The sequence below is a fragment of the Sphingopyxis sp. GW821-FHT12C06 genome (assembly GCF_058807415.1).
This window is the reverse complement of record NZ_JBXAQR010000002.1, coordinates 303,205-323,194: the sequence shown is the minus strand read 5'-3', so window position 1 is coordinate 323,194 and position 19,990 is coordinate 303,205. Positions and strand designations below refer to the sequence as shown.

Annotated in this window: 19 protein-coding genes and 1 pseudogene; 4 read left to right on the top strand and 16 right to left on the bottom strand. The window is 62.8% G+C overall.

What is annotated here, in order from left to right; all coding sequences use genetic code 11:
* Positions 1 to 64 precede the first annotated feature (64 nt).
* Entirely contained in the window at positions 65 to 1,195 is a 1,131-nt protein-coding gene (locus AC1RRJ_RS06935) for a tyrosine-type recombinase/integrase (RefSeq protein WP_493121020.1), read from the top strand.
* Positions 1,196 to 1,206: 11 nt separating this feature from the next.
* Here the strand turns inward: AC1RRJ_RS06935 and AC1RRJ_RS06930 are convergent, their stop codons facing one another.
* Entirely contained in the window at positions 1,207 to 1,377 is a 171-nt protein-coding gene (locus AC1RRJ_RS06930) for a helix-turn-helix transcriptional regulator (protein ID WP_493121793.1), read from the bottom strand.
* 84 nt (positions 1,378 to 1,461) lie between these two features.
* Complete coding sequence (locus tag AC1RRJ_RS06925) at positions 1,462 to 1,689, bottom strand: DUF2274 domain-containing protein (protein WP_493121019.1); 228 nt, start codon at positions 1,687 to 1,689, stop codon at positions 1,462 to 1,464.
* Between AC1RRJ_RS06925 and AC1RRJ_RS06920 the strand changes: the two genes are divergently transcribed.
* Together AC1RRJ_RS06920 and AC1RRJ_RS06915 are read left to right on the top strand one after the other, a co-directional pair.
* Entirely contained in the window at positions 1,689 to 2,594 is a 906-nt protein-coding gene (locus AC1RRJ_RS06920) for a 3'-5' exonuclease (protein ID WP_493121018.1), read from the top strand. The two genes, AC1RRJ_RS06925 and AC1RRJ_RS06920, sit on opposite strands and share 1 nt — an antisense overlap.
* Complete coding sequence (locus tag AC1RRJ_RS06915) at positions 2,560 to 3,543, top strand: DUF2726 domain-containing protein (RefSeq protein WP_493121017.1); 984 nt, start codon at positions 2,560 to 2,562, stop codon at positions 3,541 to 3,543. The genes AC1RRJ_RS06920 and AC1RRJ_RS06915 overlap by 35 nt, the downstream gene beginning before the upstream one ends.
* 106 nt (positions 3,544 to 3,649) lie before the next feature.
* Here AC1RRJ_RS06915 and AC1RRJ_RS06910 read toward each other — a convergent pair.
* The 11 genes and pseudogenes from AC1RRJ_RS06910 to AC1RRJ_RS06860 form a co-directional block, all read right to left on the bottom strand.
* A pseudogene (locus AC1RRJ_RS06910) lies at positions 3,650 to 3,766 on the bottom strand (acyl-CoA dehydrogenase family protein); the annotation flags it as partial.
* Positions 3,767 to 3,892: 126 nt separating this feature from the next.
* Positions 3,893 to 6,274: a TonB-dependent receptor gene (locus AC1RRJ_RS06905; RefSeq protein ID WP_493121016.1), complete on the bottom strand. Its 2,382-nt coding sequence runs from the start codon at positions 6,272 to 6,274 to the stop codon at positions 3,893 to 3,895.
* A 4-nt stretch (positions 6,275 to 6,278) separates the two neighbouring features.
* Positions 6,279 to 7,238, bottom strand: coding sequence for a FecR family protein (locus AC1RRJ_RS06900; protein WP_493121015.1), 960 nt, complete (start codon positions 7,236 to 7,238; stop codon positions 6,279 to 6,281).
* Complete coding sequence (locus tag AC1RRJ_RS06895) at positions 7,222 to 7,800, bottom strand: RNA polymerase sigma factor (protein ID WP_493121014.1); 579 nt, start codon at positions 7,798 to 7,800, stop codon at positions 7,222 to 7,224. The genes AC1RRJ_RS06900 and AC1RRJ_RS06895 overlap by 17 nt, the downstream gene beginning before the upstream one ends.
* 348 nt (positions 7,801 to 8,148) lie before the next feature.
* The gene (locus AC1RRJ_RS06890) at positions 8,149 to 9,348 is read right to left on the bottom strand and encodes an LptF/LptG family permease (protein ID WP_493121013.1); all 1,200 of its coding nucleotides are present in this window, start codon (positions 9,346 to 9,348) and stop codon (positions 8,149 to 8,151) included.
* Positions 9,348 to 10,523, bottom strand: coding sequence for a glycosyltransferase (locus AC1RRJ_RS06885; RefSeq protein WP_493121012.1), 1,176 nt, complete (start codon positions 10,521 to 10,523; stop codon positions 9,348 to 9,350). Before AC1RRJ_RS06885 ends, AC1RRJ_RS06890 begins: the two co-directional genes overlap by 1 nt.
* On the bottom strand, positions 10,520 to 11,041 hold the full coding sequence (locus AC1RRJ_RS06880; protein WP_493121011.1) for a DUF2141 domain-containing protein: 522 nt from the start codon (positions 11,039 to 11,041) through the stop codon (positions 10,520 to 10,522). Before AC1RRJ_RS06880 ends, AC1RRJ_RS06885 begins: the two co-directional genes overlap by 4 nt.
* Positions 11,038 to 11,958 (bottom strand): hypothetical protein, encoded by a 921-nt coding sequence (locus tag AC1RRJ_RS06875; RefSeq protein WP_493121010.1) that lies wholly within the window; start codon positions 11,956 to 11,958, stop codon positions 11,038 to 11,040. The genes AC1RRJ_RS06880 and AC1RRJ_RS06875 overlap by 4 nt, the downstream gene beginning before the upstream one ends.
* Before the next feature lie 76 nt (positions 11,959 to 12,034).
* On the bottom strand, positions 12,035 to 12,778 hold the full coding sequence (locus AC1RRJ_RS06870) for a DUF2334 domain-containing protein (RefSeq protein ID WP_493121009.1): 744 nt from the start codon (positions 12,776 to 12,778) through the stop codon (positions 12,035 to 12,037).
* Positions 12,775 to 13,881 (bottom strand): glycosyltransferase, encoded by a 1,107-nt coding sequence (locus AC1RRJ_RS06865; protein WP_493121008.1) that lies wholly within the window; start codon positions 13,879 to 13,881, stop codon positions 12,775 to 12,777. Before AC1RRJ_RS06865 ends, AC1RRJ_RS06870 begins: the two co-directional genes overlap by 4 nt.
* 2 nt (positions 13,882 to 13,883) lie before the next feature.
* A complete protein-coding gene (locus AC1RRJ_RS06860) occupies positions 13,884 to 14,609 on the bottom strand; it encodes a hypothetical protein (RefSeq protein WP_493121007.1) in 726 nt (241 codons plus the stop codon).
* Positions 14,610 to 14,794: 185 nt separating this feature from the next.
* Between AC1RRJ_RS06860 and AC1RRJ_RS06855 the strand changes: the two genes are divergently transcribed.
* Positions 14,795 to 15,877, top strand: coding sequence for a sphingomyelin phosphodiesterase (locus AC1RRJ_RS06855; RefSeq protein WP_493121006.1), 1,083 nt, complete (start codon positions 14,795 to 14,797; stop codon positions 15,875 to 15,877).
* A gap of 309 nt (positions 15,878 to 16,186) precedes the next feature.
* On the opposite strand, the gene AC1RRJ_RS06850 is transcribed toward AC1RRJ_RS06855, so the two are convergent.
* The 3 genes from AC1RRJ_RS06850 to AC1RRJ_RS06840 form a co-directional block, all read right to left on the bottom strand.
* Positions 16,187 to 16,420, bottom strand: coding sequence for a hypothetical protein (locus tag AC1RRJ_RS06850; protein ID WP_493121005.1), 234 nt, complete (start codon positions 16,418 to 16,420; stop codon positions 16,187 to 16,189).
* Between the two features lie 205 nt (positions 16,421 to 16,625).
* Entirely contained in the window at positions 16,626 to 17,507 is an 882-nt protein-coding gene (locus AC1RRJ_RS06845; protein ID WP_493121004.1) for a hypothetical protein, read from the bottom strand.
* A complete protein-coding gene (locus AC1RRJ_RS06840; RefSeq protein WP_493121003.1) occupies positions 17,476 to 19,959 on the bottom strand; it encodes a fimbria/pilus outer membrane usher protein in 2,484 nt (827 codons plus the stop codon). The genes AC1RRJ_RS06845 and AC1RRJ_RS06840 overlap by 32 nt, the downstream gene beginning before the upstream one ends.
* Positions 19,960 to 19,990: the final 31 nt, after the last annotated feature.

Sequence of the window (19,990 nt, the reverse complement as noted above, 5' to 3'; positions counted from 1 at the left end):
GATTTGTAAGTGTGGGATGAGATGTGGGACAGAATCAGCCATGAGAAAACTATCCGTATCTGCTGTGAAACGCGTCACCAGGCCGGGCCGCCACGGCGACGGTGATGGCCTTTATCTGGTCGTCCAGCCAAGCGGCAGCAAAAACTGGATATGCCGAGTCCAACGGCACCGCCATCGGCGCGACATCGGACTCGGGAGCGCTTCCAAGGTGAGTCTTGCGCAGGCCCGTGAGCTTGCGCGCGAAGTCCGGTCGCAAGTGGCCATGGGTCTCGACCCGATTTTCGAGCGCCAGAAGGAACGAGGAATCCCGACCTTTCGCGTAGCGGCCGCCAAAGTTCTGGCCATGTATCGGAAGACATGGCGCAACTCCAAACATGAGGGGCAGTGGCTCCGGACGCTCGAGGCCTATGCCTTTCCCCACATCGGTGATGTCCCCTTGAACGAGATCACTGGTCCCATGATCCATCGGCTGCTCGCGGATATCTGGCTTTCGAAGCCCGAGACGGCGCGGCGTGTAAGGCAGCGGATCGGAAAGATTCTCGATTGGGCCTATGCTTCGGGATATCGGGACGCCGAGGCGCCTATGCGCGCAATCACCAAAGGTCTGCCGCCTCAGCCGAAGAAGACGGGGCATTTCGCGGCGATGCCCTATGATCAGGTCCCGGCGTTCGTGAAGCAGCTTCGCCAGCGCGACTCGTTCAGCCGCCTCGCGCTCGAATTTGCGATCCTGACCGCCGCGCGATCGGGCGAAGTACGGGGCGCGGCGTGGAATGAGATCGATCTCGACACCCGGCTCTGGACGATACCCAAGGAAAGAATGAAGGCCGATCGGGAACATGTCGTGCCTCTTTGCGATCGGGCTATCCGAATCATCGAACGCTGCGCCCAACTGCGCCCAGGCGACTGCCCGATCCTTTTCCCGGGCACACGCAACCAGCCTCTGTCCGACATGACGCTCACCAAGCTGCTGAAGGTGATGAAACAGCCCTATACTGCACATGGTTTCCGGTCGGCATTCCGCGACTGGGTAAGCGAGGAGACCCATCATCAGAACGATGTTGCGGAAGCGGCTCTCGCCCATGTCGTGGCCAACAAGACGGAAGCGGCCTATCGACGCGGCAATCTCCTCGAGAAGAGGCGTCTGCTCATGGCGGATTGGGCGGCCTATTGCGAAGCTCCTTCCCCGCCCCTCTGATCGCGCTTTTGCTAAGGGTGGCTCCGTCCCGATCGCTGGCGCTCGATTAGCGCGCGCAGGCTCTGGGTCAGCACGAGGGTGCCGGATCCCATCTTCACGATCTCGACTTCGCCCCTGGAGATCAGAAGATATAATGTGCTCCGGCTGATGCCGGTAAACCGGCATGCATCCGCTATCCGCATGCTGACTGGTTCGATCGACAGCGGCGATGACGGGTGTAGCGGATAGAGGGGCTGGCAGGGATCGGTCATGTGCGGTTCGTTCCGTTATGTCCCCTGATTGCGCCGCTGCTTGCCGAACTCGCGGTCGCTGGCGATGAAGCGCTCGATCATCGGCGGGATGAGCTTCTCAGATGTCAGCGGCGCCGACAGGCCGGTGAGCCTCGCATGGACCCGTGCATAGTCGGCGAGGTCGCGAGCGAGCGTCCCGGACAGTTCGAGCGTGAGCTTCACCGGCTTTTCCTCGGCAATCGGTCCAAGACGGAGCCCTGTCATTGCCATTCTCCCGATTCGACCGGTTCGAGGAGGAGGTCGCGGGTCGAGGCGTTGATGGAGCGCCGGAGGGTGAACTTACTCTCTGGCCTGTTCAGTTCGGCCTCGATGCACAGGCCGACGTTATCGTGCACAAGATATTTCCGGAGCTCGTGGCACGCGGCTTCCCGGTAGAGCAAATCGCAATATTGTACCGAGCCGCGTGGCTGGGAAACAAAGTCGCCACGGTGCTCGACGGAGCCGACATTCCGTATATTCGCGCGGACGGCAACGCTCTGATCAAGCGCAGTTCGCGGTTCGCGCGCTTCATCGAAGCGTGCGCGATGTGGTGCACCGGTGGTTGGCGCGAAGCTGACCCGCGATATGAGCGGCTCAGACGAGAAGCATTGTCCATCGTTTATGGGGGACAAACGAGCGAGGCCGAAAAACTCAACTTGTCGACGCAGTTGATCTCCTTTTTGCGCAGCAGCATCGACCGCGGCGAGACTACCCACGCTTGGTTGCATAGATTTGCACATGAATTGGCGGCTCCATGGCGCGCATTGGCGCGCAATCCTCAACAGGAATGGGAGGTGCTCGCAGAGCTACTGGAGAGAACGAACCCGGCCGATGGTCTCGACGTAGCGCTCAATATCTTTTCCGGTCGCATCGAGGGAACTGGACGGATCAATTTGAGCACACTCCACAGCGCAAAAGGCCGGGAATTTGACGTCGTGATACTGTATGGGATTAATGACGGAGATCTCCCCAATTGGCGAGACAAGAAGACAGCACGTGGACTGCGGGAAGCGCGGCGATTATTTTACGTTGGTGCCACTCGCCCCAGGAAGGAGCTTTGTCTGGTCTATCAGGAAGGCCATCACTCGCCTTGGGTTGCAGAGCTTTATCAACGCAGTAACACTCAGTGATCGAACCGTGCTGAAGAAACTATCCAACCTTGGGGAACAGCGTCTTCACGACGAAATCGTCGGTGAGGCGGAGGATTATCGCGCGCATATCTACCGCAAGGTCAGAATAGCCGATGTGGTCGATATTTCCTTTTTGCCGAAGCATTCGGCAGGCCGATATGCGCTGCAGGCTCATTTCGATTTCTGTATCTGCGACGAGAACCATCAGCCCGCGTTTGCGCTCGAGTTCGACGGCGGCGGCCATGACTCGCGGAATGATGCGCTTAAGGATCAAATCGCGCGTGATGCCGGTCTCGCGCTATTTCGGGTCGATGAACGTCTTCTCAATCACTCGAGAGGCCAACTCACCTTTCTCCAATATCTTGTTCACACATATTTTTTGGGAAACGCCTTCGCCGCGATGCAGGAACGGGGTGAATTGGATTCGTCCGAGCCCTTCATGATGAGCGCATTTCTTAAACCCGACGCCAAGCATCTTTTTGATTCACAATTTGATTTTTCCGGACCTCCCCGCTCACGATTGAACAAGATCATGGGAAACTCGCGGGCGAGTGATGGCCTTCCTTATCATTTCGGGATTTCAGGGGCGATGTTTGGAAGATGGTCGTCCAGCTTCGCCGGTTTCGTTAGCGTCCCGATCGAGGACGGTTTCGCGTTCGGCCGCGCAATACTGGACATCGGAACCCCGTCTCTTGGCCGATTAGGCGAAATCCCTTTCGGTTGGAGTGCGCTCAGCGATTATTGCGAAGGAATGATGCTAGAAGACCTTTGCGACGAGCTCGAAAGGCTCTTCAACAACGGCGCGCATACACTGCGAACGAGGCAGGAGGTCGAAGAAGAAATCGCCGGCCTCCTAGCGGCGGAGTACCGACCTCTTCGGTCATGGGGCGGACCTGACAGCTGGTTGATGGGCCAGGCGTTTCCGAAATCCTCAGCGAATATCGTCTGAGCGCGCCTGCTATGAAGATCGTTCGGGCGCTGAGAGGGCTTGGATTACAAAATCGCAACCGCCTCGGGAAGGTGAGGTCATCGTCAAATGAGCATGTCCAACTGCCTCAATAACTGCGGGGCATTCCCAGCACATGCTCCGCCACATAGGACAGGATCATATTCGTGCTGATCGGCGCGACCTGATAGAGGCGCGTTTCGCGGAACTTGCGTTCGATGCCAAAACGTCTATCTGAAACTGGACGATCACTTATGGCCGATAACGGACGGGCGGCTTTTGGACGAGGAATGGCCAAAGCTGCCGCGACGTCCATATGAATGCGAGATTCGATTCAGACAGCTATCGCCCGTCAGAAACCCGCCCGAACGCCCAACCGGATCGCGAGCGGACGCAGCGGCGTGATCTGCTTGCCCTCGGCAACGGTAAAGGGATTGCCGTAGGAAAAAGTGTTGCCGCTTGCATCGAGTAAGTTCGTGGCGTCGAGCGAGATTGCCCACCCTTGCGATGCGACAAGCGATGCGGACAGATCGACCTGCGTCGTTTCGCCATGTTCCAGGAGGAGCGGCGCCGTTGTCCCGAGGCGCGATGCACCAATCAAGCGGACCGTTCCGTCAAGCTTGAAAGTCAGGCTGGCGGATAATGGCCTTTCCCAAGCCGCGCTGAAACGCGCACCGGTTCGCGCAATATTCGGCAGCGGTCGCTCATCGGCCTCCTCGAGCCCCACAGAAGGATTTGTCAGTGCACTGCGATTTACGAACAGCGCACCGTCGAAGAACAAATGATCGCTCGCATGCCAGCGGCCGTTGATTTCAGCACCATAGACAGTCCCCCGTCCGATATTTTCGGTGAACGGCAGGCCGTCGGATCCGATCAGGTCAGCCTGAATATCGGTCCAGATCGAATAGAAGGTCGTGATGCCGCCCGAAAAGCGGGGGCTGGCGGTATCGCTTTCGCTCCCGAGCCGGATTCCGAGTTCGGCTGTGTGTATCGAGTCCGAATCGAAACGCTGCGCGGCATTGGCTTGACCAGCGGTGATCGCGATCCCTCCAGCCCGGAAACCGCTCTGGTAACGGAGGAAGGTCAGAAGATCGGAATTGGCTTTCCACGACAGCGCCGCGGTGGGCAGAAAATGAACTTGCCGGCGACGCGGTTCGAAGTTCTCCCCCGCCCCGCCCATCAGTTCGCCAATCGTCTCGGCAAAGACGACGCGCGCACCGAGCGTCCCCGACACGCGCGGCGCGATACGCTGCGTCGCTTCGCCAAAGACCGCGATCTCGGTCTTCTGATTGCGCAGCCGAGCGAGCATTTCGGGTGCGTCGAGCGGGCCGAGGCGGCGATCGATACGATCGATATTGCGGACGAGGCCGACACCCGCGACCCAACTGTTACCTGACGGCCCCCGATGCGAGAGTCGGGTCTCATGCGTGAGCAGGCGGATCGCCTCATGCCCCTCGAAAATCTGGACTGCAGAGTTGCCGCCATAGCCCGTCGCGTCGAAGACTTCCGACAAGTCATGGCCGACGATCCCCGTCGACGAGATGAGCTTGAGGTCACCCCAATCCTTCGCGACTTCGACCCCGGCCGCCTTGAAGTCGTTGTCGTGCGGCTGGCCGATGTTGGCGGCATGCGTGCGCGGCGGTTGATCGGTTTCTGCATATTGGCCATCGCGCGTGTCGATATTCTGCAGCAACGCGTTGACGTCGATCGTCCAATTGTCGCCCGGTTCGATCCGCAGGTTCGCGCGTGCGCCGTCGATACGCGTCCGGTTGCTATTCTCTGTCGCCAGCCTGCTATTGTCGATATAGCCGCCTTCGACCTGTTTATAGCCGACGAGGCGCAACGCCACCCGGTCGGTCAATATCGGGATATTGACCATTCCTCCGAGATCATAGCCCGGCTCGGCACCGCGCGTCACAGATCGGCCCGTGGCCGCCGAAGCGTGAAGCCCGCCCGCGTCTGCCATTTTCGGAACGATCCGCATGATGCCGCCGAGCGCGCCCGCGCCATAGAGCGTCCCTTGGGGACCCTCGATCACTTCGATGCGGTCGATATCGTAGAGGCGCAGGTCAGGCTCGGGCGCGTTGTAGGTCAGCCGGAGGTCGCCGAGATAAATTCCGACGGTTGACTGAGTGGGTCCGGAGAAGCTGCTGTCGGCGATCCCGCGCACGAACAGTTTGTTGCGGCCCGGCCCCAGATTGGTCGAGGCCAAGGTCGGGATCCGTGCAACGAGTGCGGCAGTGCCCTGGCTCTCTCCCATGCCGATGCCGCCGACCGATTCGATATGCGCGGTGCCCGGATAACTGTCGAGCGGCTGGCCCTGCTTGGTCGCCGTCACGACGATTTCAGCGGGACTGGGTATCGGGGCCTCCACATGCCGCTGGACGAAGGCAGGCTTGGGAACCGCCAAGGGCTTGGGCCGCATGCGCGGCGGTGGTGCCGGAACGATGTGGACCGTTTCGGCATCGACAATCTGATAAGTGAAGCCGGTGCCGCGCAGCATTATGATGAGCGCCTGGGCGATGGTCATCCGGCCGCGAACACGCTTGCTGCGCGCGCCTGCCAGCCGCTGGTCGATGCCGCCGATCGAGATTTGCGTCTGGTTGCCAAGTGCGATCAGCGCATTGTCGAGGCGCTGGGCAGGAATATCAAAGTCGCGGCTTTCGGCCGCAGCCACCGGACTTACCGCCACCATGGCGATTGCCGTGGCAGCAAGATACGGGTTCCAGGTCACCTGATCAGCGCGTCAATTGCCATCCTTTGGCACTATGATGTGCACGGACGCCAAGCAAGGACTCCAGTTGCCGGAAGAGCCTCGCTTCGTCATGATCGACGCGGATGACGCCCGAGAAACGCCGGCTCGCCAAATCGGGCGATACCGTCACAGGGGTGCCGAGCGAGCGAGAAAGATCGAGCGCGATCGTCGCGAGCGACGCGTCATGATAGCTCAGCCTTCCCTGCCGCCATCCCCCGACCGAGGCCGGATCGATGCTTGTCACGACAGGCTTCGACTTGCCGCGTTGGACGTGGAGCTGTTTGCCGGCGGTCAGGGTCACCGCTTCGGCGCCCGGCTCATATTGAACGCTGCCTTCGGATACGCCGACCTCAAGACCGTTCGCCGATTGGCGCACATTGAAGATGGTGCCGAGGTCGCGGAGCGTTCCGTCTCCGGTTTCGACGACGAACGGCCGCGCACCATCATGCTTGATCGTGAAGATCGCCTCACCGCTGTCGAGGCGGGCGAAGCGCTCGGCCTTGCGATCGAGTCGGATCGTCGTGGCTCCATTGAGCCCGATCGTCGATCCGTCGCCAAGCGCGATTTCGCGCGTCTCGCCCGGCTGGGTCGTAATCACTTCCATCCCCGGCGACCGCAGGAGCATCGGCGTCAGGACCAGTGCGAGGATGAGGCTGGCGGCGATCGCAAGAAAGGCTGTGCGCCGATACCAGGGGCGGACCCCGGGCTCATTGTCGTTGATCGCGCGCGGCGCATCAACATCCGGCATTCCGGATTCGCTTTCAGCCAGCTCGTCCGAAAGGCGCTCGTCGGCGAGCGCGACGGCATCATAGGCGTCGGCGTGCGCCGGATCGACTTCCATCCAAGCCGTGAACTCGGCCCACAGCACACCATCGGCCGCCGGCCCTTGCAGCCGCACATGCCACGCGATGGCCTCGTCCATGATGCTACCGGTCCCCATCATTAATTCCTTCGGCCACTTGACGTTGCGGCGCGTCGATATCCACATCCAGCTGTTGTTTGAGCTCCAAAACGGCGCGGTAGCCACGTTGCAAATGCTTTTCGACCGCGCTTACGCTGATCCCCATTTCGGCGGCGAGCTGCTTCTGCGGGACGCCATCGATCCGCACCGCCCGGAATGCGAAGGCGGTACGTTCGGGCAAGGCGTCGAGCACCGCATCGACACGCCTCAGCTGGTCGCGCGCCACGAGCATGCGTTCGGCCGATGGCTGTGCATCGCGCGGCGCGGCGATGCTGCCCTCGATATGCCCCTTCGTCCACTCCTGCTCGCGCGCGGTGCGACGCTGCGCCGAACGGCGCCGGTCGAGTACAAGATTTTCCGCCGCTCGATAGAGATAGGCAAGCGGCTCGGCGATCAGGCTCGCATCGATAGCCGCGAGCTTCAGCCACAATTCCTGCAGAATATCCTCGCCATCGCCATCGCCGCGGAGACGAACGCGCAAATAGCGCGACAAGGCCGGCCGATTGGCCATGAATATCGCTTCGAGCCCGCCGGTTTTGGTCATCGAACGCTGCGCTCTTCCGTCGTCGCCTGTACGGCAAAGCATAGTGTCTGCCTCATATGGTCCGAATATGAAAGATATGAGGGAGCCAGGCGGGCGGCGGACTCCTGCCCCGCGCTCCATCACCCGCCACAATGCGAAGCCCAGCATTGACTCGCTGAGCGCGAAGTCCACGCGACCCGCAGTTCCCGGCTGACGGCCCTCAACTGCGGCAGTTGCGCGTCGCGAAGCGCAGCAGGTTCCACCAAGCGGAGGCATGGGGTAGCCAATGAAAGGTACTCGCTTTGCGTGCGCCTTCATCCGGCTGCGTGGACAAATGCGGCGGATTGCCATGCTGCGGGCCCGTTTCCGTCATCGGCCTGTCGACAATATCGACTGCCGGTCGGTGGGCAGCCGCATCATCAGGCGGTCAAGCTGGAACCAGCGCGAAAAATTGCGCACGGGTTGGCTCGCCGACACAAGCATCGCCTCGATGGCTCCGGGCCCGCGGCGACTTTGTGCACGGAGCATCGCAAGGGCGAGACAGGCAAAGCCGAGAAGGATAGCGACCTGAAAGAGCGGCGCGAGCGCACCGGCTCCGTCCTCGATCGCAACGATGGCTTGGACGAAGCCGACGATCAGCAGGATGCCAAGCCCCAGCCCGAGCGCGGAGGTCGATCGCTTGGGCGGGACCCCCAGCGCAAAGCCGAAAAGTGGAATTAGCGCGATGAAGGCGGCAGTCACGACCCTGTTCCCCAGCGCCGCGCGGGCGGCCGCGCGCTCGGGCCCTGCTCGCGCCTGTGACGCGGCGCGCCACAAAGCGCCAAACATGAGCCGGTCGTTTCGGTGCCGCGGCGTCATATGAACAGGCTTTGCCGCCATCAATTCGATGGGCATCGCCATGGCGTGAAAGGAGGTGACTTCGAAGCGGCCGCTCGGACGCGTCGCGACGACATCGCCGTCGAAGAGGCGCAGCCGAACGCCCGCACGCCCACCGTTGATGACCCGCCCTTCGCGCGCAGCAGCCGTCAGGGTACGACTCTGCACAAGAAGACCATGAAAAACACCCGTACTCCGATCAATTGCGTCGACATGAAATGTCGTCCCAGGTCGGGGACGCAGAAACTCGCCCGGCGCGATGGAGAGGCCAAGATTGCCCAGCGCAATCGAGGTGCCGAGCGCATCGAGCCGCTGCTCGCCGGCTGGTTCGATATAAGCGCGAAGGCCGGCATGGAGCAGCGCGATCGCCATCCCGAACATCAGCGGCACACGCAACAGGCGCGCCGGCGAGAGGCCGATTGATGCAAATATATCGAGTTCGCCCTGCAGGGCGAAGCCGCGAAAAACGACCGCGACCGATACGAATGCCGCGATCAGAAGGCCGATCCCGAGATATTCGGGAACAAGATAGAGCATCAGCTTGATCAGCACGGTGACGGGCTGCTCGACATTGCCGAGCAAGGTCATCAGACGACGGCTGTTCTCAAGCGTGAGCAGCAAAACAATCACCAAGCTGACGGTGAGAAAGGGCCATGCAAGCCGCCGCGCGATATAGAGGTCGATTGCGGACATCAGGCGGCCCGGCGGACTGGCGCCGCGAGCGCACGATAGCGGCCGAACAGCGCGGCAAAATGATCGTCGATAAGCGGCACATCCTTGGCGCCCCTGGCCGCTGCCGCAGCCAGCCGCACCCGATCGCGCGCGAGGAGGCGCCCGATCGCACGCGCCGCAGCGCCGGCATCCCCTGCCCCGTAAAGCTCGCCATTGTCGCTGCGAACAAAGTCCGAAGCGCCGCCTTCGTCGGGTACGATCAGCGGGGCGCCCGATGCCGCCGCCTCCGCCGCGACAAGGCCAAAGGTCTCGGCTTCGCAGCCGTGGATCACCGCGTCGGCGCTCGCCATCACCTTTGCCAGCAAGACGCGATCGGCGATCGGCGCCAGAAGGTGAACGTGCGGATTGCTATCGATATGACGGACAAGGCGCGCCCGGTCGCGGCCATCGCCGACGAGAACCAGCCCGATCGGACGATGCTGCGACGCCGCGAGGCAAGCGTCGATCACCAGCGGCCAACGCTTTTCGCCGCTGTGGCGACCGACCCCGATCAGCAGGGTCGCGCTTTCGGGCAGCGCGCAACGCGCAAGGAGATCGCGCCGCAACCCGGCATCGCGGTGCGCGGGCGAGAAGAGGCCCGGATCGACCCCCATCGGAATCGTCTCGACCCCGGCGACGCCGCCCGCCTGCAGCCGCGCCGAGAGATGGCGATTGGCGCTGACGACGCCATCGAAGCGCGCACCGAGCCGCCGCAGATGGCGCCAGAAGAGGTCGAAGCTCTTGTCGATCGTCTCGCGGCTGCCGAAACGGCCGAACCAACGATAGGCATAGGCCGCCAGCGGATCGGCATGCATGATCAGGGTTCGCGGAGCATCCCCCTGCCAGTCGGCGACGATATTAGCGGTGCGCCAGGGCGATGAGGCTTCGACCAGGTCGGGGCGCTCGGCGTCGAGGCGCGCATGAACGGCGGCGGCAGCTTCGAAGTAGCGATAACGCCGGTCGACGAGCAATTGCGGGCTCGCAATATGGATGATCGTGCCGCCGCCTGCTCGCCGCTCGACATGATCGTGCGAGCCGGGCGCGATGACGACGATCTCATGACCCATCGCGGCGCCGATCGCGAGCTTGCGATCGATATAGGTTTTTACCCCGCCGCCGTGCGGCGTGTAGAAAGCGCAGACATCGACGATCTTCATTTGCGCTCCAATGGCGTATATTTGAGCCCGCTCAGATAATTCATGACGACCTCGGTGCGCGTCGGCCCCGTATCCACCACGACCGATGCGGCAGCCGCCTTGGGTTTCGACCAGCCAAGTTTCGGATTGCCGCCGAAGCCGAGCCCATCCGACAATTTGTCCCATTTGAGATTGCGATTGCGGTCATGCAGAACCGACAGGCTGTAACGGCCCGGGCCGGGGACACGCAGGCAGAGGACGACTGGCCCCGATGCGGGCAGGTCCAGATCCGCGCGGCGGAATATCTTTCGCGCGTTGATCAGCACCGCATCGTCGGCGAGGAAGTCGCTATCGTTGGCAGGATAAAGTTCAGCGCGTACCAGGCCCTTGCGATCCTTGAGACCCGTCACCGATACCAGGACCGCCGGACCGGCTTCATTCGGTCGGCACACGGCCTCGGCCTTACCGAGCGACGGGTCGGGTTTGACGGGGGCTGCGGCGACCAGCAGCAGTGCCATGGGTGCAATCGCGGCGTTCATGACCGATATGCCGTCGCAAGCTCTGCCAGCGTCAAAATCGCGCCGAGAATAAGATGCACGAGCAGGATCAGCCCGGCGATCATCGCGATCAGCGCTCCAATCGCCCCGTCGTGGCCGATCAGGAAGAGCGCGACGCTCGCGAACACCAGATCCTTGTTCGGCACGAACGGCAAGCGGGTCACAAGCAATTGCAGCGTGGCGAGGATAAGCAGCCAGCCCAGGGACACGGAAGGCAGCGCGCTGTGCCACATCACACCCGAAAGCAAGGTGGTCAGCAGAAGCCGGCCGCTATGCACACCGAAGATCATCCATAGCTCGGAGCGAGACAGCGAGAAGATGCGGTGGCGGAAGGCGAGTAGCGCCAGCGACAGCCCGATAATGGCCGCGGCCGATAACGCGACGGTTCGGCCATGGAATTCGGGGGCGACGTGCCCAATGACCGGCCAGGTAAGTCCGAGCATCAATAGGGTCATGAGATTGCCAGCAACCGCCGACAGGATGCTGACATCTTTAATCGCACCAAAGGGTGCCGCCGCCATCTTCGCGTGGCGCCGTGCCCAGCCGTAAAAATAGGCCTCGCCGCTATAGCCGAACAATATCTCGTTGCTGACGAGCTTACGCAGCAGGGCGGCAAAGCCGGCGCGCGGGATGTTCCACAGACGCCGGAATATCAGCCATTCCGAGGCCGGCAGCGCGAGATAATATGCGGCAAAAGCGATCCAGAAGACGGGCGACGCGGGAATACCTCGCAAAAGTTCGGCGAAACCGATGTTCGCGAGCTTTGAGCCGAGCGCCGCAAGGAGGGCGAGCGACAGGATGAGGGAGATATATTTTTGCCAGGGCTGCTGGTCTTGGAGGAGGGGGCGAAGGCGCTCTGCCCATTTATTTGGCGTTACACCCAATGCTTGAGAAGCCATTGATCACCTCTTGGCAGCGGTTCCTGAGGGACTGACGCCAAGCGCCCGGCAAATCCGCACTAGCGATTCCAGAAAATCAGCTGGGTATCAGATCGGCATAGGCGGACGGCTGGTGCGTCTGCGCAAAGGCACCGAGCGCGCGCGCAATTTCGCGCATCAGCCGCGGCGAATCGACGTCATGCGGATGAACCGCAAGACGGACCGTCGCCGCGCGCGCGAGCAGCGTCGTTGCGAGGCGCGACCACAGGATCGAGCTGGCGATGCGCATGCGCGACCGGCTCGCGTAGGTCACAACCGGACCGCGCGCAAAAACTGCTGAATTTTGCGGATTCCAGACACGAAAATGGTCTTCGATCAACCCGATATTCTGCGCGGCGAGCGCGGCGAGACTGTCCCCGCCGTAAAGCCAGGCGGGCGCGACAAAGCCGGCGATCGGCCGACCGATCAACTGTTCGATCATGTCGCGGCCTTCCACTATTCGCGCCTCGGCCTCACGCGTTGAGAGGCCGAGAAACTCCCCCTCCCCAGCCGTCATGCGCGAAGCCTTCCACCGCGCCGCGGCGCCCGCATGATGGCTCTCGTCGACATGGGTGAAGCCGTGCAGGAATATCTCGCAGCCCGCGTCGGCCCAGCCGCGTAGCCGGCGCGCGAACTTCGGATCGCCTGTCAGCAGCCCTCGCCGATGAAAATCGGGAACGACGAGGAGCGCATAGCATCCCGGCCCCACCGCCTTCTCGACGATCGGAACGAGCCGCTCGAGCCGCGCGGTATGAACCGGGGTGACGTCGTGGATCGAGGCAAGGAGGCGACGCGCGGTCATAGGGCCAGCCGGTCAAAGAGCGCCAGATAGTGGGCTGCCGAGGCACCGAGCTTGTGGCGATCCATGATCTTGCGCGCGGCATATGGTGAAGGAGGTGATCGGCGGAGCTGCGCGACGATCGCCGCGGCAATGGCTTCGGGCTGACGCTGGCGGACGATTGCCCCAAGCTCGGGCGACGGGAAGATTTCGGGCAAGGCGAGCGAACAATCGGTCGTCACGATCGGCACTCCCGCCGCAATCGCTTCGATCAGGACCGCGGGATAGCCTTCATAATGCGAGCTCATCAGATAGAGGTCGGCGCGCGCAAGATAAGGCGCGATATCGGGAACATGGCCCGGCATCTCAACGCGCGCCGCGACGCCAAGCCTTTCGGCTTCGCGTTCCAGCCGTCCGCGCATTGGGCCTTCGCCAAGGATCAACAGCTTCGCCTTAAGCGCCGAAGGAAGTTCGGCGAAGGCGCGGATGGCGGTAAGCAGATCCTTCTGCGGCGCCAGGCGCGCCGCGCAGAGGATGAGCGGCGCCGGTTCGAGACCCGCTCGGCTATGCGGTGCGACGATATCATCCTCGAGGATGGGTTCGGCGATTTCGGTCACGGCATGGCCTCGAAGGACAGCCTGAGCCTCGGCGAGCAATGAGGGCGACATCGCCACCAACATATCCGTTGGCGCGGCCACCATGCGCATCACCGCATCGGCCAATCCGTACAGGGAATGCCGGAGCCCCGCACAGCGGATCGGATTGCTGAGCTTGCTGACAAAGACCGGCCGTTTGGCGAAACGCTGGCGGGCCAGAAAGGCGAGAATGATGAGGTGGAAATTGCCCGGCGAAAAGATGATATCGGGCGCCTCGGTCCGCACAATCCGCGCCATGCGCCACCCGAGTTGCACACGCGACCAGGGACTGCGCAATGTTTCGGGCGAGCAGGTCATGACAGCGACGCCGGGGCCGACGAGCGCGCGTGCGGCGCCCGTCTGCGTTCCGCAGATGATCGTCACCCGCCGTCCCATGTCCGCCCAGCGATTGGCGAGACGAATGGCGATGCGTTCGCTGCCCCCGGTCGAGAAATCATGAAGGATGATCGCGATATGTTTGGCTGTGAACATGGTCAGAATTTCTGTCTCAGGAAGATCTGGACGCACGCCTCCCGGCGCTGGATGTCGCGGTCTTGCTGGTCGCGAAAATCGATGCCGACCGACAAACGTCCGGGTTCCCCCGTGGGATAAAGGCTGGCTGTCAGTCCCCAGCCGTGAACCGCGCGGGGCGCGCCGCCGGCAAGATCGGCAATGCGCTCGATGACCGTCCGCATATTCGCCGGACCGGTGTCGAACAGGGTGCCGGCCAGATCCAGGCGATCATCGTGGGTCCAGTGCAGAGCGGCGATACGCTCGTCGGTACGGTAATTTGGTTGCGAGTTGATGATAAACGCCGGCCGCCGCCGCTTGGCAGCATATGTCGCCGCAAGCGTCAGCGTGTCGCGCGCCGAGATAGTCTGAATCAGGTCGGCGCCCACCGCCGTCATCGCAAAGCGGCCATATTCAAAACTCTGCGCCGCCGTCGTCGCGGAAAGCAAATTTGCGCGCATCGCTGCAAGATGGAAGGCTCCGCCCGCCCACTCAGTGCCGCCCGATTGGCTTTTGATCGTCCCGAGCATCGCGACGTCGCCGCTCAGCGTCATCGTCGGGGGCGAGATTGTTGTCGAATGATCGACCGGAACGATCGGAAGGAGGGCGCGCGTCGGCGGTCGCCTGGAGCGGGAAAGAGCATGGGTGACGGCAATGTTCGGCACTGCCTCTTGCGCCATCAAGGCGCATGGCAGCAGCAGGGTGATCATTGCTGCGGCGCGGGTCGCTAAGGCCCTCATCACATTTCCCCCAGGTTCGCGGCGTGCCTGCCAGTCAGGCGCCTGGAGGATCAGACGCCATGGTCCCGACTTTTCCGCATCTTCCTCCATGAAGTGCGGGTCGCGGTGCACCGCGGCGTCAACCTGCCGATCTCGAACTGGAAGGAGCAGCACCGATGAGCATGAGGGTGGCAGGCATGGCCAAGCTGATCGCGATGATGCCGATTATGCTTGGCGCGATGGTCCCGCCGATCGCTGCCGCTGCCCCGCCTCGATCCTCACCGGCACGCGCGACGGCGGCGCTTTCGATCATGACGTACAATGTCAAAGGACTACCCTGGCCCATTACCTCTGATCGCACGGCTGATTTCGACCATATCGAGGCGCGACTTCTCGCGATGCGCGCGCACGGAGTGCAGCCGCATGTCGTGATCCTCCAGGAAGCCTTTACCGCGCCCGCGAGGGCGATCGCGCGGCGCAGCGGCTATCGCTATGTCGTCGAGGGGCCATCGCGCGATCTTTCGAGCCCGGCACAGCCGCGATCGAGCGATCGCCCCTTCATTGGTGGCGCCAGTTTCCTGAAGGGTGAGCGATCGGGAAAGCAGCTTTCGTCGGGCCTTCTCCTCGCCTCTGACTATCCGATCCTGTCGGTACGCCGTGAGGCATTTCCCGCCTTTGCCTGCGCGGGTTATGATTGCCTCGCCAACAAGGGCATATTGATGGCGACGCTCGCGGTCCCGGGAAGTGCGACGCCGGTGACGGTGGTGACCACACATATGAACAGCAAGACATCCTCAGGCGTCAGCCAGACGCGCTCGCTTTACGCCTATAGGCGGCAAGTTGAGGTGATCGACCATTTTCTCGCCCGATACCGGAACCCCGACCTGCCGGTCATCCTCGCGGGTGATTTCAATGCAAGTTCGGCCGAACGACGGACCTACCTCACCGCCCATAGTGCTGCCAATTGGACCACCAAGCGCCGGCTTCCGATCGATAATGCGCTCCAGCATTGTCTCAAATCCAACGCGCCCTGTGGTCGCACTGTGCCAGCCATCGCTGCAACGGTTTTCCAGCGGGGACGCGATTGGCAATTTTTCTCGTCGGGATATCGTGCCACGATCCAGGCGATCGCAATGGCGGTACCGTTCGGCCGGGAACGCGACGGCACGATGCTGTCCGACCACGTCGGCTATGGTGTCACCTATCGCCTGACCCAGGCGCTCGCCCCCCACTCGCCGCGACACCGCTCGCTTGGCTGATCGGGCGGTCCCCGCGTCTTAGGGCGTCGGCGTGGGTTCGCGCCGCCTGGGCGCCAGCAGCGTGGCGGAAAGAAAGACGAGAACCATCGCCAGCTCCCAACGGTGATTGAATCAATGGCGCCAACGCAGGGAATGGGGTCGCGCTTTGAATAACGGCCCATCCCTTGGCTGGAGGCCGCAATCTCGCTGCACCGCAAACGAACCAGCCGGTCCCCTGAGGTCAGGGAACCGGCCAGTCGGCAAGCCGGGTGCAAGAGGGAGGATCAGAGCTTGCAGGCCAGCTTGTTTTCAAGACCCGTAAGGCGGCAATCAGCGGGCGGTCTTCTTGCCCTTATGCGATGCAGCCTTGGCATGATGCGCATGATGCCGGGCCGGTGCCGCCCGCTTGGACGTTGCGGCCGTTACCGCCTTCGGAGCAGCGGCCGGTTTCGCCATGCCCTGCGCGACGGGCTTCGCGGCGGTGCTGGTTGAGGCAAAGACCGGGGCGGTGATCATCATCGTCGATGCAAGGCCAAGGCCGACAAGAGTATGAAAGCGTGCCATATTCTTCACTCCTTACTATCCGCGGCGGAGGCCGAGGGGGAAACAGGGTGTCCAGGCGGGAACCGGGGCGGAGAGAGTCAGGGGATGGCCCCGCCTTGGACATTTCCTGTCTACGCCCTCCGATCCATCCAGGGCATGGCCGCGACATGACAATATCGTAATCCTCACGGGCCGCTTCAGGGCCGCCAGCCCGCTCGCCGCGACATCAAGGCGAAACGTCGATGGTGATCGTATCGCTATAGCGTCCCGCTAGCGCGCCGGTGACGTCGCCTACGGTGACACCCAATTCCATGCTGCTGCCGTGCAAGGAAGCAGGCGGATCGACGGTGCGAATGGTCGTGGTCGACAGGTCGACCGGCATTCCTGCCAACGCGAGGCCATAGCGGATGGCCGATTGCGGCGCGGTTCCATTGACCAGCATGCCGCGATTCTCCGAACGGAAGCTAATGTGCGCCGCGGTATTCCCCCGCAGTTGCAGAAAGGCATGACCTGTGGCGCCAGTTTTCAGTTCGCCCAGATCGATCACCGCGGCATTGCTTCCCGCCTCGAAGTTTCCGGCTGCGCCGGCAAGATTGGCCTGCGCGCGGGCTATGCTGTGCAACGTCAATACGCCGGGGCTGATTTGATCCGCACCGCCGCGGTCGATCGCCACGCGCAGCGATTGGGTATAATCGCCCGGCGCAAGCACCGCATCGCTGAGCGGCGCAAGATGCCAGGCGATCTCGATATGCGGATGCTCCGCCGTCAGCTCGATACCCGCCCCGCCGCCGTCGCGCGCATCGCTGACCCCCGCCCCGGCGCGTAACTCGGGACGAAAGGAAACCGATCCCGACGGGCCAAAGGCGATTGTTCGCACGGGCTGACCGCTTTCGTCGGTCAATATGACGGTTTCCGAACAGCGATCGCCGTCGACCAGATCGGCGGTCACGCGTACCCAGCCATCGGTCGCCGACGTGGTAAAGGGATCATAGGCAATGACGGCGGTCTGCATCGGCCCGAGGCGGATCGCGCAAGCATCCGCCGGCACGGCGCCGAACAGGCAAAGGCCGATGAGGCTATTGCGCGCGAACCTGAATCTTGCCGACATCGACCATTCCTTCATTCTGGGGGGTGATCGTGATGCGCGCGACTTCGCGCGTGTCGATCATCAGGCGGTAGGTTCCTGGGGCCAGACGATCGATTGCGAAGCGCCCCGCAGCGTTGGTGAAGAAGGGGTGCTGGGCGTCGGCGCCGCCATCGACCCGCTCAGCCATGCCCGACATTTCCGCGATCGGCCCGTCGGCGGCCAGCAGATAGCCGATCGCAATGCGTGAATCGTCGGACCCAACCGGCACGCGATACCCCGAATAGGAACCAGGCAGCGCCGCGAGCCGACTTTCGCCAAGATCATAGCCGGCGGGAAGAGGGTCGACGTCATAGGTCTGATAGACCGGACTGAAGGCGCGGTTGAATGGCACCAGCGCCGCGCCGAGCCAGTCTTGCTTGCCAACCACAAGCCCGGCCTCATCCCGCACCTCGACGCTGGAATCGCGCAACGACGGATGGCGATCGTAAATCGCAAAATTGCCGGACGTCGGGCGACCGATCGCGACCGCGCCGTCGGCGACACCGATGAAGGTCGCGGCGCGCAACACTGTCTCGCGCGTACCGATCCCCAGCGGAGATTGGGCATAATAGAGATTCTGTTCCACCTGCGCCGTGAACCGGTTGCCGAAATAGCGCGCTTCGCCCGCCAGTCCGAGGCGGTCGTCATCGTGCGTCAGCTGGATACGCCCCGACAGATCGCCGACCTCGTCAACCGGATAGCGATTAAACTCGGCGACTGTCGCGCCGCGCTTGCTATCGGCGCGCAACGAGGCGTTGGCATGGTGGCCGATCTGGAGCGACACCCCGAGCAAGGCGCGCGGTCCCCAAGCCTTGCCTCCTTCATGCTCCCATCCGGCGGTTCCGGTGAAGGCCAGCCGGCCCCAGGTGTAAAAGGCGGTGAGGTCCATCCCTTCGCGCTCGCTGTTCGACCGCGTCCGGGCCAGACTGCCGACCAGCGCCAATCCGATCGCATCGCGGCGCCAGTCGGCCCGTGCGTCGATCCGCCACCGTTCGTCGTTCACCCGGCCATCCCGGTCGAATGGCGATGCGAAATCACGGCTATACAGGCTGGACAAGAGCGTGAAGCTCCACGTTGACGGTCCCTTCTGGAAGCTTTGCAGCCAGTCGAGGCTGACAGCATAGCCGCTGTGGCGGTTCACATTGCTGACGCTGCCCTGGGTCCGGAACAATCCGACCGGGGTTCCAACCACGACCTCGCCGTCGGCCTGCCAGTCGCCGGCGGCATATTGCGCGCCCGCACCGATCGTCAGATTGCCCGTAAAGCCGTGCCGGATATAGCCCGTCGCGGTGAGCGGGCCGCCATAATATGTCGGCTGGCTTTCGCGCTTGCCGATGGCCGCCCCGAAATCGGTCAGCCCTTCCGCGAGCATCGAGGTGGCGGTGAAGAAGCTGCTCGACGCGACCTCGCGGCGGCCCAGATCATCCTGGACGAACAGGCGCACGTCATTGGCGCCCGACACCGACGACAGGTCGGTCAACTGATAGCGACCGGGAGCGAGCTGCAACCGGCGGGTTTCGATGCCGTTGACCTCGACGATCACCGTCGATGGACGATCGAGCGTCACACCGCCGCGCCCGGAAGGACGGATATTGTCGAAAGGACGAATGCCCGCATAATCGCGCGCAATGCCGATGCCCAACAGCGGCGCGCCGCCCTGGAAACCGGTCAGCACAGGATTGAATTCACCGGCCACAAAATGAATCGCGTCGGGAAAGCTGTCATAGCTGAGCCGCGTTTGAAGCCGCTCGAATGTGAAACCATGCCCCGGATTCTCGGTAAAGATGCCGCCGCCACGCAGCGTGACGCCCGGGAAAGACCCGATGGTCGCGAACGCATCGGCATTGATCGTCAGCGGCGCGCGCCCCCGATCCGGACCGCTTTCCAAAATGCGCTGCGTGACGCCAATCGCGACACCGCCGGCATATCCCGCCTGCGGTGTGAAACGGGTGGGATCGGGCTTGTCATAGCCGCGAAAACTCATCTCCTGCGTTTGCATGTGATCGGTGGGCAGCGTCGCATGGACTTCGAGCGCGGCGGGGTCGTAGACGACGGAGAGCGGCGGCACCGACAGATCGGCCAACGGCACGCGCGGGCGACCGGCGATCTTCCCGCTCAAAGCCGTGCGAAGCGGTGGATCGAGCAGCGGGCCGACGAGCAGCATAAAGCGGGCCGCATCAATGTCCCCCGCACCATTGGCATCGACCCGAACGTCAATCTCTCCGACAAAGCGATCGTTCACGAGAAGCGGCGCCTCAATATCGACCAGTCCGCGCGGGACGAGCGAGGCCGGAGCCGACGCCGGATCGTCCGAAACCGCGGCGGCATGGCTCGTCGATGCAGCCGCCCGCGCCATGGCGTCGCTCGACACACCCGCGGCGAACTGCGGCGCCTGCGCGCGGAGCGGAAACGGAAAGACGAACGCAGCCGGCAACAATCCCGCCGCAACGCTGTGGGCCAGGAGG

Bases quoted from the DNA above. Each gene is read 5' to 3' on its own strand.
- AC1RRJ_RS06900 (WP_493121015.1), bottom strand. From the start codon at position 7,238: ATGATGGGGACCGGTAGCATCATGGACGAGGCCATCGCGTGGCATGTG.
- AC1RRJ_RS06930 (WP_493121793.1), bottom strand. From the start codon at position 1,377: ATGCGGATAGCGGATGCATGCCGGTTTACCGGCATCAGCCGGAGCACA.
- AC1RRJ_RS06875 (WP_493121010.1), bottom strand. From the start codon at position 11,958: ATGGCTTCTCAAGCATTGGGTGTAACGCCAAATAAATGGGCAGAGCGC.
- AC1RRJ_RS06855 (WP_493121006.1), top strand. From the start codon at position 14,795: ATGAGCATGAGGGTGGCAGGCATGGCCAAGCTGATCGCGATGATGCCG.
- AC1RRJ_RS06850 (WP_493121005.1), bottom strand. From the start codon at position 16,420: ATGGCACGCTTTCATACTCTTGTCGGCCTTGGCCTTGCATCGACGATG.
- AC1RRJ_RS06870 (WP_493121009.1), bottom strand. From the start codon at position 12,778: ATGACCGCGCGTCGCCTCCTTGCCTCGATCCACGACGTCACCCCGGTT.
- AC1RRJ_RS06865 (WP_493121008.1), bottom strand. From the start codon at position 13,881: ATGTTCACAGCCAAACATATCGCGATCATCCTTCATGATTTCTCGACC.
- AC1RRJ_RS06890 (WP_493121013.1), bottom strand. From the start codon at position 9,348: ATGTCCGCAATCGACCTCTATATCGCGCGGCGGCTTGCATGGCCCTTT.
- AC1RRJ_RS06885 (WP_493121012.1), bottom strand. From the start codon at position 10,523: ATGAAGATCGTCGATGTCTGCGCTTTCTACACGCCGCACGGCGGCGGG.
- AC1RRJ_RS06895 (WP_493121014.1), bottom strand. From the start codon at position 7,800: ATGACCAAAACCGGCGGGCTCGAAGCGATATTCATGGCCAATCGGCCG.
- AC1RRJ_RS06860 (WP_493121007.1), bottom strand. From the start codon at position 14,609: ATGATCACCCTGCTGCTGCCATGCGCCTTGATGGCGCAAGAGGCAGTG.
- AC1RRJ_RS06925 (WP_493121019.1), bottom strand. From the start codon at position 1,689: ATGACAGGGCTCCGTCTTGGACCGATTGCCGAGGAAAAGCCGGTGAAG.
- AC1RRJ_RS06845 (WP_493121004.1), bottom strand. From the start codon at position 17,507: ATGTCGGCAAGATTCAGGTTCGCGCGCAATAGCCTCATCGGCCTTTGC.
- AC1RRJ_RS06880 (WP_493121011.1), bottom strand. From the start codon at position 11,041: ATGAACGCCGCGATTGCACCCATGGCACTGCTGCTGGTCGCCGCAGCC.